The organism is Pseudomonas sp. YNh, from assembly GCF_037993085.1.
GTDB lineage: Bacteria > Pseudomonadota > Gammaproteobacteria > Pseudomonadales > Pseudomonadaceae > Aquipseudomonas > Aquipseudomonas putida.
Map to the genome: position 1 here is coordinate 83,481 of NZ_JBBMRJ010000005.1, position 14,577 is coordinate 98,057.

Here is a 14,577-nt window from a genome sequence, read left to right on the forward strand (position 1 = left end):
GCCAGCATAGCAAAATCCGCGTTTTTTCTGAAAAACCAAGAACTTCATGCTGTTGCCGTGGTCTTTTATCGTCATTTCTCACTTGGCGGTGCAGTCCATGGATGCCGCCCAACCACCACGGACACGTTTTGCATGCTGCGATGCTGGCTTGTTTTCCTGCTGACGCTCGGGCTGACCCTGACCGGCCCGGCACAGGCGCGCGCGCCGGGGCCGCAGCAGAACATACCGCCCGCCAAGGTGCGTGACCTGCAGCAGATTCGTACCAGCAAAGTGCTGCGGGTGCTGGTCAACCAGAGCCGCAACAGCTCTGGCGAGGTCAAGGGCGAGCCGGTTGGCATCGAGTATTACCGCCTGCGGGCGCTGGAGCATTATCTCAATGCGCGTGCCGCCGATGACCAGCGGATCCAGCTAAAGCTCATACCGCGAGCCAAGGAGCAGTTGATGGGCGCTCTGGCCCGCGGCGAGGGCGACCTGGCTGCGCCGGGCGAGCTGCTTGACCCCAGCGCGGTGCGCGGCGTGAGTAGCAGTGCGCCGATACTCGACCAGGTGCCGTTGATGCTGGTCGGGCGCAAAGGCGAGCGAAGCTTCAGCAAGGTCGAGCAGTTGTCCGGGCGTACCGTGGCCTTGACCAGCGCCAGTGCTGCCGGGCCGCTGATCCAGCAGGCTAACCAGCAACTGGCACTGCGCAAGCGTCCGCCGATCAAGGTGGAGTGGGTCGACTCGACGCTGGCGGTGGAAGATGTACTGGAGATGGTGCAGGCTGGCATCTACCACCTCACCGTGGTCGAGCAGCCCATTGCCCGGCGCTGGGCGCGGGTCATGCCGCGCCTGCGCCTGGACACCCGGGTGCGCCTGGGGGCGCCGCAAGCCATGCGCTGGTATGTGGGGCGTGATGCGCCGCAATTGTTGGCCACGGTCGATCACTTCCTGCAAGGTTACCGCGCACCAGACAACCAGGATGCAGCCTTCGAGCGTATCTACCGGCGCCAGTACCGGGTGCACAACCCGTTGGCCAGCAAGGACCGCCAGCGCCTGGCCTCGGTGCGGGCGGTGCTGCAGAAGCATGGCCAGGCGCAGCAGATCGACTGGCTCAACCTGGCCGCCCTGGCCTTCAAGGAGTCGACGCTCAACCCGGCTGCACGCGGCACGGGAGGCGCCCATGGTCTGATGCAGATTACCCCTTCGGCCGCCCAGCGCGTGGGAGTGAGCAACACCGCCACGGTGGATGGCAATGTGCAGGCCAGCGCCCGCTACCTGGCGCTGATCCGGCGCAAGTTCTTCGCCAGCGCCAAGATCAACGAGCGTGAGCGCATGGCCTTTACGCTGGCGGCCTACAACCTCGGCCCCGAACGCGTCCAGGCGATGCGCTCAGAAGCCCGGCGGCGCGGCCTCAACGGGGACCAGTGGTTCTTCCAGACCGAACGCATCGCCATGGAGCAGGTGGGCATGGGGCCGGTCAACTTCGTCAACAGTGTCAACAAGTACTTTTTGGCGTTCAACCGCGAGCGGGCTGCGCTGGAGCGTGTGGCAAAGCGCTGATAAATCGATTATGTCGATTGTTGTGTTGGGTTTTTTGCGATTTTCATATCTATCGAATTGATTATGATGGCGCCCATCCCAACACAACTTCTCCGCTTCAAGGACGCTTCGACATGAACAACACTACCCTCAACGCCCTGTTCTCCACCCGCGCCGGCGCCGGTCTCAGCGTTATCCGCATCCTGGTCGGCATCATCTTCATGGCGCACGGCGCGCAAAAACTGTTCGGCCTGTTCGGCGGTTACGGCCTGGAAGGTACCGGCCAGTGGATGGAAAGCATCGGCCTGGCCCCGGGCTACCTGATGGCCCTGTTGTCCGGTAGCGCCGAATTCTTCGGCGGCCTGGCACTGGTGGTTGGCTTGCTGGCTCGCCCGGCGGCCCTGGCGCTGAGCGTAACGCTGGTGGTGGCGATCCTCTCCGTGCACATCGGTAACGGCCTGTTCATGTCGAACAACGGCTACGAGTTCGCCCTGGCGCTGCTGGCCGGCACGGTTGCCGTCATGATCGAAGGCGCTGGCCGCTTTTCGCTGGACCGCCTGATCGCCCGGTAATCAGCTGCAAGCAGTGAGCTGCAAGCCGCAAGCAAGAGCGGGCCAGTACTCGGCCTGCTTTTGCTTGTGGCTTCTAGCTTGCAACTTGTAGCTCATCGCTCTAGCATACCGCCTGCGCCGATTTAAACAGCTACTTGCGGGGCGCGGGAAAGCCCCCCTCCGGGCCATCCGAAATACCGCTAAAGCGCTGGTTCGGTGACGCCTCCCACCGCTGCCCAGCGGGATTCGCGAGGCGGAGAGAAGCTCCATGAGTTGTCCACGTACCAGTGTCTGTTTGAGCCCTTTGCCTGCCAGCCAGGCGGCCCGCACACCGCGCATTCTGCTCGGCGGCCAGCATCAGCCCACCCTTTTGCGTCACCTCGAAGGCCTGTCCCGTCGCAAGGGCCAGGCGCGCGCCTTCCTGATCCAGTTCGTCGATATCGGCTGCCACCTGGCGCAATACGGCAATGACCGCTTCGACCTGGCCGTTATCCAGGCCCCGGCGCCGGACGAGGCCGCCGAAGTCATTGGCCACCTCACCCGCATTGCGCGCCAAGGCCTGATTACCCGCCGCTGAGGAGTGCGCTGTTGAGTACCAACATCATCACCACGGAAGGCCATGAGGCGCTGAAGAAAGAGCTGGACCACCTGTGGCGTGTCTATCGCCCGGAGATCACCCAGAAGGTTGCCTGGGCGGCGTCACTGGGCGACCGCAGCGAAAATGCCGACTACCAGTACAACAAGAAGCTGCTGCGCGAAATCGACCGCCGGGTGCGTTACCTGCGCAAGCGGCTTGAAGATGTGAAGGTGGTGGCCTACTCGCCGCAACAGGAAGGCAAGGTGTTTTTTGGTGCCTGGGTCGAGATCGAGAATGACGATGGCGAGACCATGAAGTTTCGCATTGTCGGCTATGACGAGATCTACGGGCGCAACGATTACATCTCGATCGACTCGCCCATGGCGCGGGCCTTGCTCAAGAAGGAGGAGGGCGATGAGGTGGTGGTGCACACACCTACCGGTGAAGCGACCTGGTATGTGAAGAGCATCACTTACGGCCAATGAATTGATGTTGTCTGCACCGGCCCCTTCGCGGGCGTGCCCGCGAAGGGGCCGGTGCGGGTAACCCTCAACTGTCGCGCAACACCGCCAACGGGCTGGCATTCAACGCTCGCCGGGTCCCCAGAACCCCCGCACCGCCCACCAGCAGCGCCCCCGCCAGCGGCAACGCCAGCAGCCACGGGTGCGGGCTCCACTGCAAGTCGAAGGCATAGCGGTACAGCACCAGGGTAATCAGCTCACAGCCCACTGCGGCCAACAACCCGCTGGCCGCCCCCAGCAAGCCGAACTCGATACGCCGTGCCTTGACCAGTAATGGCCGCGCCGCCCCCAGCGCACGCAACAAGGCACCCTGGCGGATGCGTTCGTCCAGCGTTGACTGCAGGCCGGCAAACAACACCGCCAGCCCGGCGGCCAGTACGAAGAGCAGCACATACTCCACCGCCAGGGTCACCTGGGCGAGGATGCTGCGCAGCTGGTCGAGCAAGGCATCCACCTGCAGGATGGTCACCGCCGGGAATGCCCGTGACAGCGCCACCACGTCCAGGTCGTGGCCCGGCGCCAGGTAGAAGCTGGTCAGGTAGGTGGTCGGCAGCCCCTGCAGTGTGCCGGGCTGGAAGATCATGTAGAAGTTTGGCTGGAAGCTGTCCCAGTGCACGCTGCGCAGGCTGCTGACCCGGGCCTGACGTTGCTGGCCGCCGATTTCGAAGGTCAGCAGGTCGCCCATTTTCAGTTTCAGGCTGCTGGCCAGCTCCGCCTCCACCGATACACCGGGGATTTCGTCGCTGGCGGGCAAGGCTTGCCACCAGTTGCCTGCGGTCAGTGCATTGCCTTCGGGCAGTTCGGCGGCCCAGGTCAGGCTGAGGTCGCGCTGCACGGCGCGCTCACCTGCCGAGTCCTTGCTGACGATTTGCTGTACCGGTTGCTCGTTGATTTGCACCAGGCGCCCCGGCGTTACCGGGTACAAAGGCGCTGAAGTGGCGTTGACCTGATGCAGGCGTTGAGCGAACGGCTCACGATCATCCGGCAGGATGTTCAGGGCGAAATGGTTGGGCGCATCCTTGGGTAACTGAGCTTGCCAGGTGTCGAGCAGTTCTGCGCGTAGCAGGGCGACCAACGCCATGGCTAGCAGGATCAGGCCGAAGGCCAAGGCCTGGCCGGCGGCGGCCGTGGGGTGGCGCAGCAACTGGCCCAGCCCCAGGCGCCAGGCCAGTGGCGCCCCGGCCAGCAGCTGGCGGAGGCTGCGCAAGCCGAGCAATAGCAAGCCGCCGAGCAGTAATGCGGCGACCAGGCCGCCCCCGAGCAGGGCGAAGGTGAGCAACAGGTCGAGGCTCAGGCGCCACATGATCAGGCCAAGCGCAAACAGAGCGGCGCCGTACACCAACCAACTGCTGGGCGGTATCGGCAACAGATCACGGCGCAGTACCCGCAGTGGCGGGACCTGGCCCAGGGCGGCAATGGGTGGCAGGGCGAAGCCGGCCAGTGCAACCAACCCGGTGCCGATGCCGGCCAGGGCCGGGATGATGCCGCCTGCCGGCACCACGCTTGGCAGCAGCCCGTGCAGCAGGCGGAACAGGCCCAGTTGTGCCAGCCAGCCGAGCAGGGCGCCGGCAAGGGCGGCAACCAGGCCGAGCATGGCCAGTTGCAGGCAATACAGGCCCAGTGCCTGGCGGCGCGAGAGACCCAGGCAGCGCAGTAGCGCGCTGGCATCCAGACGACGTGCGGCATAACGGCTGGCCGACAAGGCCACGGCGACCCCGGCCAGCAGCACCGCCACCAGGCTGGCCATGTTCAGGTAGCGTTCGGCCTTGCCCAGGGCGCCGCCGATCTGCTGGTTGCCATCGCGGGTGTCGCGCAGGCGCTGGTTGGCGGCCAGGCCTTTTTCCACGCCTTGGCGGTATTGGGCCAGCGCCCCGGCATCGCCGCGCCACAGATCGCGGTAGGTGACCCGGCTGCCCGGCTGGATTACACCGGTGGCCTCCAGGTCGGCCAGGTTCATCATCACCCGCGGGGTAAGGCTGTAGAAGTTGTTGGCGCGGTCCGGTTCGTAGGTCAGCACACGGCTCATGCGCAGGGTTTTCATGCCTACGTCGATGCTGTCGCCAATCGCCAGCCCCAGCGCCGCCAACAGGCGGGGCTCGACCCACGCCTCGCCAGGTGCCGGGCCGCCGCCAGGTGTTTCCTCGGCATAGGGCGCCGGCGCGCTGCGTACTTGCCCGCGCAACGGGTAGGCACTGTCGGCGGCCTTGACGCTGGACAGCTGGATGCCGTTGTCGCCGCCCACCACACTGGTGAACTCGACCACCTGCGCGTGACGCAAGCCAAGTGCGGTGCCGGTATCGATCTGCTGCTCGCGGGCGGGGGTGCTGCCCTGCAGCACCAGGTCGGCACCCAGGAATTCGCTGGCGCGCAGTTGCATGGCGCCGTTCAGGCGGGCGCCGAAATAGCCGATGGCGGTGCTGGCGGCCACTGCCACCAGCAGGGCAAAGAACAGCACGCGCACTTCGCTGGCGCGAATGTCGCGCAGCAACTGGCGCAGGGCAAGGCCGCACAGGCGGGACAACGGCATGTGCTTCATCAAGCCTCCACCGGCGCCACCAGGCGCCCCGCGTCCAGGCGGATCTGGCGGCGACAGCGCCGGGCCAGGCGTTCGTCATGGGTAACCAGCACCAGGGTGGTACCGCGCTCCTTGTTCAAGTCAAACAGCAAGTCGCTGATGCGCTCACCCGTGTGGCTGTCGAGGTTGCCGGTGGGCTCGTCGGCAAACAGCACCGCAGGTTGTGCGGCGAAGGCGCGGGCGATGGCTACCCGCTGCTGTTCGCCGCCCGACAGTTGGCGTGGGGTGTGGCTCAGGCGCTTGCCGAGGCCGACCCGCTCCAGCAGGGAGCGCGCCTGCTCGCGGGCATCGCGGCGGCCGTCCAGCTCCAGTGGCAGCATGACGTTTTCCAGCGCATTGAGGCTGTCGAGCAACTGGAATGACTGGAACACGAAACCCACATGTTCGGCGCGTACCCGGGCGCGCTGGTCTTCATCCAGTGGCCCCAGGTCGTTGCCGGCGAGGATGACCTTGCCGGCACTGGGCAGGTCGAGGCCGGCGAGCAGACCGAGCAGGGTCGACTTGCCTGAGCCCGAGGCGCCGACGATGGCCAGGCTGTCGCCTTTGGCCAGTTCGAGGGAGAGTGCGTGGAGGATCGTCAGGTCACCTTCCGCGCTGGGGACCACTTTGCTAAGGTTCTGCGCAACGAGTATGTTGGGGCCCATGGAGAATCCGATGCGAGTGTGGTGGTTGAGTGCCGGTCTGGCCCTGTATTGCCTGGCCCAGAGCGCGGCGGCGGGAACACTGCTGGTTGTTGGCGATAGTATCAGCGCCGGTTTTGGCCTGGATACCCGCCAGGGCTGGGTCACTCTGTTGCAGACCCGCCTCAAGGACGAAGGTTTCGACGACAAAGTGGTCAATGCCTCGATCAGCGGCGACACCAGCGCAGGTGGCCAGGCGCGGCTGCCGGCGCTGCTTGCAGCGCATAAACCGAGCCTGGTGGTGCTGGAGCTGGGCGGCAACGATGGCCTGCGTGGGCAACCGCCCGCGCAATTGCAACAAAATCTTGCCTCGATGATTGAGGGGGCACGCCAGGCCGGTGCCAAGGTGGTGCTGCTGGGCATGCGCCTGCCGCCCAATTACGGGGTGCGCTACACCACCGCTTTTGCCAAGGTGTATGAACAGCTGGCTGCGGACAAACAGGTGCCGTTGGTGCCGTTTTTCCTCGAAGGGGTAGGGGGCGTGCCTGAGTTGATGCAGGCCGATGGCATCCATCCGGCCCAAGGTGCCCAGCAGCGCCTGCTGGAAAATGCCTGGCCGGCGATAAAACCCTTGCTGTGACGCTTTAAACGGGGCGGGCTTTCGGCTAATGTTGCGCCCCCCGTTTCGAGTGCCCCCGATGCCGCGTCCTGCCTGGTCCCTGTATGCCTACCAACTGATCGAGCCCGATGAGCAGCTCGACCTGTTCGCCTGCCAGGAAATCCGCGTCCACCTGGTGGCCCGCCAGCTTGAGCTGGGCGTGCCGGTCGACCGCACCTTGTGCGGCGGCCTGCTGCCGGCGCAGCCGCGCTGGTCGGGGGTGCCGCGCGCGATCTACCGCGATAGCCGGCTGTGTGACCTCTGCCGAGCCATCCTCGATGCCCAGCGGCGCGGCATGCGCCCGGTCTGGCCAGAGCTGCAGGCGAGCTGAACGGCAAGCACCTTTCATCATCTGAAACGCTTGCATCGCGCCAATGCCTCCCGCTTGCATCGGCGCGGGTGTACAATCGATCCTCTTGACCCACCTTTCGAAGGATTTACCGGATGTTGCCGCGCTTTCCTGCCGTCACCCGTAGCCTGTCCCTGGCCGCCCTGCTGGTAGCTGGCCCCGCTGCTGCGCTGGAGCTGCCACTGCCACCGCCCGGTGAAGACATCGTCGGTCAGGTGCATGTGATCAAGGCAAAGTACGAGGACACGTTCGCCGACATCGGCACTGCCAACGACCTCGGCTACCTGGAAATGATTGCCGCCAACCCGGGCGTCGACCCTTGGCTGCCGGGCGCTGGCACCGAGATCATCCTGCCGACCCGCTACGTGCTGCCGCCTGGCCCGCGCGAAGGCATCGTCATCAACCTGGCCGAGTACCGCCTGTACTACTTCCCGAAAGGGCAGAACGTGGTACATACCTTCCCGCTAGGGATTGGTCGTGAGGGTTGGGGGTCGCCGATCGCCAATACCAAGATCACCGCCAAGACGCCGAACCCGACCTGGACGCCACCTGCTTCCATCCGCAAAGAGCACGCGGCGGACGGTGACATCCTGCCGACCGTAGTGCCGGCTGGCCCGGACAACCCGCTGGGGCCGTTCAAGTTCACCCTGGGCGTGCCGGGCTACCTGATCCACGGTTCGAACAAGAAGTTCGGCATTGGCATGCGTACCAGCCACGGCTGCTTCCGCATGCTCAACAACAACGTGCTGGAACTGTCGAAGATGGTGCCGGTGGGTACGCCGGTGCGCATCATCAACGAGCCTTACAAGTTCGGTATCAGTGGCGGCAAGGTCTATCTGGAAGCGCACACGCCGCTGGACGACCAGGGTAACCCGTCGGTAGTCGATAAACACACCGCCGTTATCAACGCCTTGCTCAAGCGTGAAGACCTGGCCAATAACCTGCGTATGAACTGGGACATGGTGCGTGACGTGGTGGCCGCAGAAGATGGCATGCCGGTAGAAATTGCCGTGCCGGTCGAGAACCAGGGCAGCGCCCCTATGGTGTCGAGCATTCCGCCAGAACTGCAGTAAGGTAACTGCGACACATCACGGCCCGCCTTAGTGCGGGCCTTTTCGTTACTGCCTGCCGCATTTACCTTGCTGGCAGGCAATAAAAAAGCCGACCCACAAGTGGGTCGGCTTCTTAACAATCCGCGAGGATTATTACTTGCGGCTGGCTTTGTCCAGCATACGCAGAGCGCGCTCGTTGGCTTCGTCAGCGGTCTGCTGAGCCTTCTGAGCGGCTGCCAGTGCGTCGTCAGCCTTACGGTAGGCTTCGTCAGCACGAGCTTGAGCGCGAGCTGCTGCGTCTTCAGTCGCAGTCAGACGAGCTTCGGTTTCTTTGGATACGCTGCTGCAACCGGTAGCCAGAACTGCGGCCAGAGCCAGAGCAGAGAATTTCAGAACGTTGTTCATCGTGTTCCCCTTCAAGGACTTTCTATTAAATAGCCATCTCTCAGGAAAGAGAAACTGGCCGGCGTACATAGTACCCATTACTTGTAGTAAGTAAACTGACTGAGCGCAAGAACTGCAAAAAAAATGTGGCTTGGCGCCACGCCGACAAGATTTGCGACGTGCGTGTGAAAAAAACGTGCAGGGTTCGCAAGCGATTGTAGTACCGGAACTTTTCTGTTGAACTAACGGTGACTTTAACTGTCCTTCGACGTCTTAAGCCCTACAACATCCGGCGGCTGTTGAAGGTAGCAGGGAAGAGTCGCTTTCTCAGCATTTTCGCCATTTTTCGCCGCTGCCACCTTGAGCAATCCCATTTGCGGCGCCTACTATCTTGTGAGTGCCAGAGGATCCGAACGATTACAATCGTCCAGAGGTCGAAGGGGCAACAGGTGGCGTAGAGGATTTAGCGCCGGATAAACCACCATCGGTTAAGGTATGGGTCTGCCGAGAAGACCTGCGAGGAGTAGTGATGAGCGAAGCGCTGACCATCCACCATGACCAGGCCGGTCATCAGTTCGAGACCACCGTGGACGGTCATCGTGCCTATCTGACGTACATGGATCTGGGCAAGCAGACGCTGGACATCTATCGCACCTTCGTGCCCAACGCCTTGCGGGGCCGCGGGATTGCTGCCGCTTTGACCGAGCGGGCGCTGGAGTACGCTGAACAGATGGGCTATACGGTGATTCCGTCCTGCTCATATGTGGAACGCTACATGGAGCGCCAGCAGCGGCATTCGAGCAAGGCCTGACGCTTTACATAAAAAACGGGGGCCGCTTCGCGCCCCATTCGCGGCACAAGGCCGCTCCTACAGGAGATCGCATATCCCTATAGGAGCGGCCTTGTGCCGCGAATGGGGCGCGAAGCGGCCCCGCTTTTTTACATCAATCAGCCGCGCTTGCGCTGCGGCAGCACATCCTTGAGCTTGGCATGCATGCTGCGCAAGGTTTTCTCGGTCGCGGCCCAGTCGATGCACGAGTCGGTGACCGAGACGCCGTACTGCAATTCGTTCAGGTCTTTCGGAATCGACTGGCAGCCCCAGTTCAGGTGGCTTTCCACCATCAGGCCAATGATCGACTGGTTGCCTTCGAGGATCTGGTTGGCAACGTTCTCCATGACCAGCGGTTGCAGGGCCGGGTCCTTGTTGGAGTTGGCGTGGCTGCAATCGACCATGATGTTGGCCTTGATCTTGGCTTTGGCCAGGTCCTGCTCGCACAGGGCGACGCTGACCGAGTCGTAGTTCGGCTTGCCGTTGCCGCCGCGCAGTACCACGTGGCCGTACGGGTTGCCCTTGGTGGTGACGATGGACACGCCACCTTCCTGGTTGATACCGAGGAAGCGGTGTGGCTTGGACACCGACTGCAGGGCGTTGATGGCAACGGTCAGGCCGCCGTCGGTGCCGTTCTTGAAGCCGACCGCCGAAGACAGGCCCGAGGCCATTTCGCGGTGGGTCTGCGATTCGGTGGTGCGAGCGCCGATGGCCGACCAGCTGATCAGGTCCTGCAGGTATTGCGGGGAAATCGGGTCAAGCGCTTCGGTAGCGGTCGGCAGGCCCATTTCGGCCAGGTCCAGCAGCAGCTGGCGGCCAATGTGCAGGCCATCCTGGATCTTGAACGAGTCATCCAGGTACGGGTCGTTGATCAGGCCTTTCCAGCCGACGGTTGTGCGTGGCTTTTCGAAGTACACACGCATGACCAGGTACAGCGTATCGGACACTTCTGCGGCCAGCACCTTCAGGCGCTCGGCGTATTCGTGGGCGGCCTTGATGTCGTGGATGGAGCAAGGGCCGACCACGACGAACAGGCGATGGTCCTTGCCGTCGAGAATATTGCGCACCACTTCACGGCCGGCAGTCACGGTCTGCAGGGCCTTGGCGCTGAGGGGGATTTCCTTCTTGAGCTGATCGGGGGTGATCAGGGTCTCGTTGGAGGCAACGTTCAAGTCATCGATCGGTAAATCAGCCATCGTGTTACTCGTCAGGTCACGGGTGCCGGCCGCCAACTGTCCCCGTGCGGCCCAGCAGCAAGAATAATCGCAGCGGGGAGCCGAACCTTAGCGCGTTACGGGTGGCGCGACAATGGGCTGAAGTCCCGTCAGCATGCTGTTTTCCCTGCCGTTGTGGCGCTTTGGCGTGCATGGGCTAGCTGGCAGGGTGCAAGCTGTGTAAAAAGAAAGCTGGCATTGACCTGGAGATCGGCATGCAGCCGCGCACACCACGCATCGGCATCATTGGCAGCGGAGCTATTGGAGGCTTCTATGGGTTGATGCTGGCCCGGGCCGGTTTCGACGTGCATTTTCTGCTGCGCAGCGAGTACCAGGTCGTACGCGAGCAGGGGTTGGCGGTGAACAGCGCGGTACACGGTACGCTGCAGATGAAGGTGCAGGCCTATGCCTATGCCGCCGACATGCCGCCTTGCGACTGGTTGCTGGTCGGTGCCAAGTCCACCAGCAATGACCAGCTGGCGCCACTGATCGTGCAGGCCGCTGCACCCGGCGCCAAAGTTGTACTGCTGCAAAATGGTCTGGGTGTGGAGGAGCAGTTGCGTCCGGCCTTGCGCCGCGACATGCACCTGCTCGGCGGCCTGTGTTTCATCTGCGTCAACCGCCACGCGCCGGGTGTGATTCGTCACCAGGCCCTGGGGGCGGTCAACCTGGGCTATCACAGTGGGCCGGCCAGTGATGGTGGTGCGGCCGTGCTCAGTGAGGGTGCAGGGTTGTTCCAGGCGGCGGGCATCGATTCGCAGGCCATGCCGAACCTGGACCTGGCGCGCTGGCAGAAGCTGGTATGGAACGTGCCGTACAACGGTCTGTCGGTATTGCTGGGCGAAGGCACCGCCGGGCTGATGGCAAGCAGCCATGGGCGTGAACTGATCCAGGCCCTGATGGCCGAGGTGGTGCAAGGCGCTGCCGCCTGTGGGCATGTGTTGCCTGAGGGGTATGCCGAGCACTTGTTCCAGATGACCGAGCGCATGCCTGACTATTGGCCAAGCATGTTTCACGACTATGCCCTCATGCGCCCGCTGGAGCTGCAGGCTATCTATGCAGAGCCGCTGGCGCGTGCGCGTGCGGCAGGCTGCAGCTTGCCGCGCATGGAAACCCTGTACCAGGCACTAAGTTTCCTCGACGCCAGTGATCGGCCCTGCTGACGGCAGCTTTGACCTCAGCGTTGCTTTTTTGCGCGGCCCTGCAGGCCGCGCCGGCAGCGCGCCGGACGGCAAAGCGTGCGTTCGGCGCGCTGCTAAGCTGAAGCTTGCTCTGCCGTTGCGGCAGTCGAGGAGGTCGAATGATCCGCTCCATGCTGTACGCCACCGACCTCGGTGTCTACGCCCCTTTTGTGATGCAGCACGCGCTGGCCTTGGCGCGCACGTTCAATGCCGAGTTGTATGTCATTCACGCCGTGGAGCCAATGGGCCAGTTCGCCGAATCCCTCCTGCAAAGCTACCTCGATGAGCAGACGCTCGACCAGTTGCATAGCCAGGGGGTGAACGCGGTGATGGCCAACATCGAGCAGCGCGTGCTGGACAACTTCCGCGATGAGCTGGGCGAGGAGGCCGACCTTGCGGTGATCAAAGCGGTGCGGGTACGCCAGGGCGATCCGGCGCAGGTGATCCTTGACCAGGCGCAGCGGCTTAGCGTCGACCTGTTGATTTTCGGCAGCCACAGCGCCGGCGCCGGCGTGGATGTGCCCTTGGGCCGCACGGCAGTGCGACTGCTGCAACTGTCGCCGGTGCCGGTGTACATGGTGCCTTTGGCGCAGCATCTGGGGCGTAGGAAAACATGAAGTGAAGCGTCTGCTTTTTCCGAGGGTACGTAACAAAATAGTTCTAGATTTATTTCCAGAACCACTAATATAGTTATATATCGTCGCTGCCTGCTGCCGCGGACTCATCGCTGAACCGAGGGAAACCTATGAAGCTTCAACAACTGCGCTACATCTGGGAAGTGGCGCACCATGACCTCAACGTCTCCGCGACGGCGCAGAGCCTGTATACCTCCCAGCCAGGTATCAGCAAGCAGATCCGCCTGCTCGAAGATGAACTGGGTGTTGAAGTCTTTGCTCGCAGCGGCAAGCACCTGACCCGTGTAACCCCGGCCGGTGAGCGCATCATCAATACCGCTGGCGAAATCCTGCGCAAGGTCGAAAGCATCAAGCAGATTGCCCAGGAGTTCTCCAACGAGAAGAAGGGTACGCTGTCCATTGCCACCACCCACACCCAGGCGCGCTATGCCTTGCCGCCGGTGATCAGCAGCTTCATCAAGCAGTACCCGGAAGTGTCCCTGCACATGCACCAGGGTTCGCCCATGCAGATTGCCGAGATGGCTGCGGACGGTACGGTCGACTTCGCCATCGCCACCGAGGCGCTGGAGCTGTTCGGCGACCTGATCATGATGCCGTGCTACAAGTGGAACCGCTGCGTGGTGGTGCCGCAAGGTCACCCGCTGGCCAAGCTGCCGAAACTGACCCTTGAAGCGGTTGCCGAATACCCGATCGTTACCTATGTGTTCGGGTTTACCGGGCGCTCGAAGCTGGACGAAGCCTTCAACCACCGTGGCCTTACGCCAAAAGTGGTGTTCACCGCAGCAGACGCCGACGTGATCAAGACCTATGTGCGCCTGGGGCTGGGCGTAGGTATCGTCGCGGGTATGGCCGTGGACGCCAAACTCGACAATGACCTGGTGGCCCTGGATGCCAGCGAGCTGTTCGAAGCCAGCATTACCAAGATCGGCTTCCGTCGTGGCACCTTCCTGCGCGGCTTCATGTGCGACTTCATCGAGAAGTTCGCCCCGCACCTGACCCGCGAAGTGATGGCCAAGGCCATTCAGTGCCATAACAAGCAAGAGCTTGAAGAACTGTTCGCAGGCGTTGAACTGCCGGTGCACTGATTCGCAATTGTGCGGGGCCGCAAAGCGGCCCCGGCTATCTCAAGCCTTGCTGATCAGGTTGCCGGCGTGCAGCCCGCATTCCTTCTGCGTCGACTCTTCCCACCACCAACGCCCTTCACGCTCATGCTGGTTCGGCAGCACCGGACGGGTGCATGGCTCGCAGCCGATGCTGATGAAGCCGCGCTCATGCAGGCTGTTATAGGGCAGCTCAAGCATGCGGATATAACCCCACACCTCTTCACTGCTCATCTGCGCCAGCGGGTTGAACTTGTACAGGGTGCGCTCGGGCGTGGAGAAGGCGCTGTCGATTTCCAGTGCCGCCACCTGGCTGCGGGTGCCTGGGCTCTGGTCGCGGCGCTGGCCGGTGGCCCAGGCGCTCACGGTGGCCAGCTTGCGGCGCAGCGGCTCGATCTTGCGAATACCGCAGCACTCGCCGTGGCCGTCCTTGTAGAAGCTGAACAGGCCCTTTTCCTTGACGAACGGGTCGAGTTTGGCACGGTCGGGGCTGAGCAGTTCAATCGGCAGGTTGTACTGCTCGCGCACCTGGTCGATGAACCGGTAGGTCTCCGGGTGCAGGCGGCCGGTGTCGAGGCTGAACACCTTGACCTGCTTGTTCAGCTTCCAGGCCATGTCGACCAGCACCACGTCCTCGGCGCCGCTGAATGAGATCCACAGGTCATCACCAAAATGCTCGAAGGCGAGCTTGAGAATGTCCTGCGGGGACTTGTTGGCGTAGGTCGCGGCCAGGGCGGCGACGTCGAAGGGTTGGCTCATCAGGCGGTTTCCATCTTGGCTGTGGCGCTGTGCGCTCGTAGTAAGGTGATGGTA

General features: G+C 63.0%; 16 protein-coding genes. 11 read left to right on the forward strand and 5 right to left on the reverse strand.

The features are described 5' to 3' along the window. Positions 1 to 132: 132 nt before the first annotated feature. From WF331_RS06240 to greB, 4 genes are all read left to right on the forward strand, one after another. On the forward strand, positions 133 to 1,539 hold the full coding sequence (locus WF331_RS06240; RefSeq protein WP_016500550.1) for an MltF family protein: 1,407 nt from the start codon (positions 133 to 135) through the stop codon (positions 1,537 to 1,539). A 113-nt stretch (positions 1,540 to 1,652) separates the two neighbouring features. Further along, on the forward strand, positions 1,653 to 2,090 hold the full coding sequence (locus WF331_RS06245; RefSeq protein WP_016500549.1) for a DoxX family protein: 438 nt from the start codon (positions 1,653 to 1,655) through the stop codon (positions 2,088 to 2,090). Positions 2,091 to 2,337: 247 nt separating this feature from the next. Further along, entirely contained in the window at positions 2,338 to 2,646 is a 309-nt protein-coding gene (locus WF331_RS06250) for a hypothetical protein (RefSeq protein ID WP_016500548.1), read from the forward strand. An 11-nt stretch (positions 2,647 to 2,657) separates the two neighbouring features. After that, positions 2,658 to 3,131 carry a transcription elongation factor GreB gene (greB, locus tag WF331_RS06255; RefSeq protein ID WP_016500547.1) on the forward strand — a complete coding sequence of 158 codons (474 nt, stop codon included), beginning with the start codon at positions 2,658 to 2,660 and terminating at the stop codon, positions 3,129 to 3,131. Between the two features lie 64 nt (positions 3,132 to 3,195). On the opposite strand, the gene WF331_RS06260 is transcribed toward greB, so the two are convergent. Next, positions 3,196 to 5,703, reverse strand: a complete 2,508-nt coding sequence (locus WF331_RS06260) for an ABC transporter permease (RefSeq protein WP_340622735.1) — start codon at positions 5,701 to 5,703, stop codon at positions 3,196 to 3,198. Continuing rightward, positions 5,703 to 6,386 carry an ABC transporter ATP-binding protein gene (locus tag WF331_RS06265; protein WP_016500545.1) on the reverse strand — a complete coding sequence of 228 codons (684 nt, stop codon included), beginning with the start codon at positions 6,384 to 6,386 and terminating at the stop codon, positions 5,703 to 5,705. The genes WF331_RS06260 and WF331_RS06265 overlap by 1 nt, the downstream gene beginning before the upstream one ends. Before the next feature lie 10 nt (positions 6,387 to 6,396). Between WF331_RS06265 and WF331_RS06270 the strand changes: the two genes are divergently transcribed. The 3 genes from WF331_RS06270 (at position 6,397) to WF331_RS06280 (ending at position 8,442) form a co-directional block, all read left to right on the forward strand. Continuing rightward, entirely contained in the window at positions 6,397 to 7,002 is a 606-nt protein-coding gene (locus WF331_RS06270) for an arylesterase (RefSeq protein WP_016500544.1), read from the forward strand. A gap of 58 nt (positions 7,003 to 7,060) precedes the next feature. Then, entirely contained in the window at positions 7,061 to 7,351 is a 291-nt protein-coding gene (locus WF331_RS06275; RefSeq protein WP_016485900.1) for a hypothetical protein, read from the forward strand. A gap of 113 nt (positions 7,352 to 7,464) precedes the next feature. After that, complete coding sequence (locus WF331_RS06280) at positions 7,465 to 8,442, forward strand: L,D-transpeptidase family protein (protein ID WP_016500543.1); 978 nt, start codon at positions 7,465 to 7,467, stop codon at positions 8,440 to 8,442. Between the two features lie 132 nt (positions 8,443 to 8,574). Here the strand turns inward: WF331_RS06280 and oprI are convergent, their stop codons facing one another. Next, positions 8,575 to 8,826, reverse strand: a complete 252-nt coding sequence (gene oprI, locus WF331_RS06285) for an outer membrane lipoprotei OprI (protein ID WP_003259780.1) — start codon at positions 8,824 to 8,826, stop codon at positions 8,575 to 8,577. 508 nt (positions 8,827 to 9,334) lie between these two features. Here oprI and WF331_RS06290 point away from each other — a divergent pair. After that, positions 9,335 to 9,616 (forward strand): GNAT family N-acetyltransferase, encoded by a 282-nt coding sequence (locus WF331_RS06290; RefSeq protein ID WP_016500542.1) that lies wholly within the window; start codon positions 9,335 to 9,337, stop codon positions 9,614 to 9,616. 137 nt (positions 9,617 to 9,753) lie between these two features. Here the strand turns inward: WF331_RS06290 and WF331_RS06295 are convergent, their stop codons facing one another. After that, positions 9,754 to 10,830, reverse strand: coding sequence for a 3-deoxy-7-phosphoheptulonate synthase (locus tag WF331_RS06295; RefSeq protein WP_016500541.1), 1,077 nt, complete (start codon positions 10,828 to 10,830; stop codon positions 9,754 to 9,756). A gap of 233 nt (positions 10,831 to 11,063) precedes the next feature. On the opposite strand from WF331_RS06295, the gene WF331_RS06300 reads away from it, so the two are divergent. From WF331_RS06300 to cysB, 3 genes are all read left to right on the forward strand, one after another. Continuing rightward, positions 11,064 to 12,011, forward strand: coding sequence for a putative 2-dehydropantoate 2-reductase (locus WF331_RS06300; protein ID WP_284399477.1), 948 nt, complete (start codon positions 11,064 to 11,066; stop codon positions 12,009 to 12,011). A 137-nt stretch (positions 12,012 to 12,148) separates the two neighbouring features. After that, the gene (locus WF331_RS06305; RefSeq protein ID WP_340622736.1) at positions 12,149 to 12,646 is read left to right on the forward strand and encodes a universal stress protein; all 498 of its coding nucleotides are present in this window, start codon (positions 12,149 to 12,151) and stop codon (positions 12,644 to 12,646) included. Between the two features lie 128 nt (positions 12,647 to 12,774). Next, complete coding sequence (gene cysB / locus WF331_RS06310; RefSeq protein WP_016485905.1) at positions 12,775 to 13,749, forward strand: HTH-type transcriptional regulator CysB; 975 nt, start codon at positions 12,775 to 12,777, stop codon at positions 13,747 to 13,749. 39 nt (positions 13,750 to 13,788) lie between these two features. On the opposite strand, the gene WF331_RS06315 is transcribed toward cysB, so the two are convergent. Then, positions 13,789 to 14,523, reverse strand: coding sequence for a phosphoadenylyl-sulfate reductase (locus tag WF331_RS06315; protein ID WP_016500538.1), 735 nt, complete (start codon positions 14,521 to 14,523; stop codon positions 13,789 to 13,791). Between the last annotated feature and the right edge of the window lie 54 nt (positions 14,524 to 14,577).

Coding starts and splice junctions, on each gene's coding strand:
- WF331_RS06240 (WP_016500550.1), top strand. CDS start 133: ATGCTGCGATGCTGGCTTGTTTTCCTGCTGACGCTCGGGCTGACCCTG.
- WF331_RS06245 (WP_016500549.1), top strand. CDS start 1,653: ATGAACAACACTACCCTCAACGCCCTGTTCTCCACCCGCGCCGGCGCC.
- WF331_RS06250 (WP_016500548.1), top strand. CDS start 2,338: ATGAGTTGTCCACGTACCAGTGTCTGTTTGAGCCCTTTGCCTGCCAGC.
- WF331_RS06260 (WP_340622735.1), bottom strand. CDS start 5,703: ATGAAGCACATGCCGTTGTCCCGCCTGTGCGGCCTTGCCCTGCGCCAG.
- WF331_RS06265 (WP_016500545.1), bottom strand. CDS start 6,386: ATGGGCCCCAACATACTCGTTGCGCAGAACCTTAGCAAAGTGGTCCCC.
- WF331_RS06270 (WP_016500544.1), top strand. CDS start 6,397: ATGCGAGTGTGGTGGTTGAGTGCCGGTCTGGCCCTGTATTGCCTGGCC.
- WF331_RS06275 (WP_016485900.1), top strand. CDS start 7,061: ATGCCGCGTCCTGCCTGGTCCCTGTATGCCTACCAACTGATCGAGCCC.
- WF331_RS06280 (WP_016500543.1), top strand. CDS start 7,465: ATGTTGCCGCGCTTTCCTGCCGTCACCCGTAGCCTGTCCCTGGCCGCC.
- oprI (WP_003259780.1), bottom strand. CDS start 8,826: ATGAACAACGTTCTGAAATTCTCTGCTCTGGCTCTGGCCGCAGTTCTG.
- WF331_RS06290 (WP_016500542.1), top strand. CDS start 9,335: ATGAGCGAAGCGCTGACCATCCACCATGACCAGGCCGGTCATCAGTTC.
- WF331_RS06295 (WP_016500541.1), bottom strand. CDS start 10,830: ATGGCTGATTTACCGATCGATGACTTGAACGTTGCCTCCAACGAGACC.
- WF331_RS06300 (WP_284399477.1), top strand. CDS start 11,064: ATGCAGCCGCGCACACCACGCATCGGCATCATTGGCAGCGGAGCTATT.
- WF331_RS06305 (WP_340622736.1), top strand. CDS start 12,149: ATGATCCGCTCCATGCTGTACGCCACCGACCTCGGTGTCTACGCCCCT.
- cysB (WP_016485905.1), top strand. CDS start 12,775: ATGAAGCTTCAACAACTGCGCTACATCTGGGAAGTGGCGCACCATGAC.
- WF331_RS06315 (WP_016500538.1), bottom strand. CDS start 14,523: ATGAGCCAACCCTTCGACGTCGCCGCCCTGGCCGCGACCTACGCCAAC.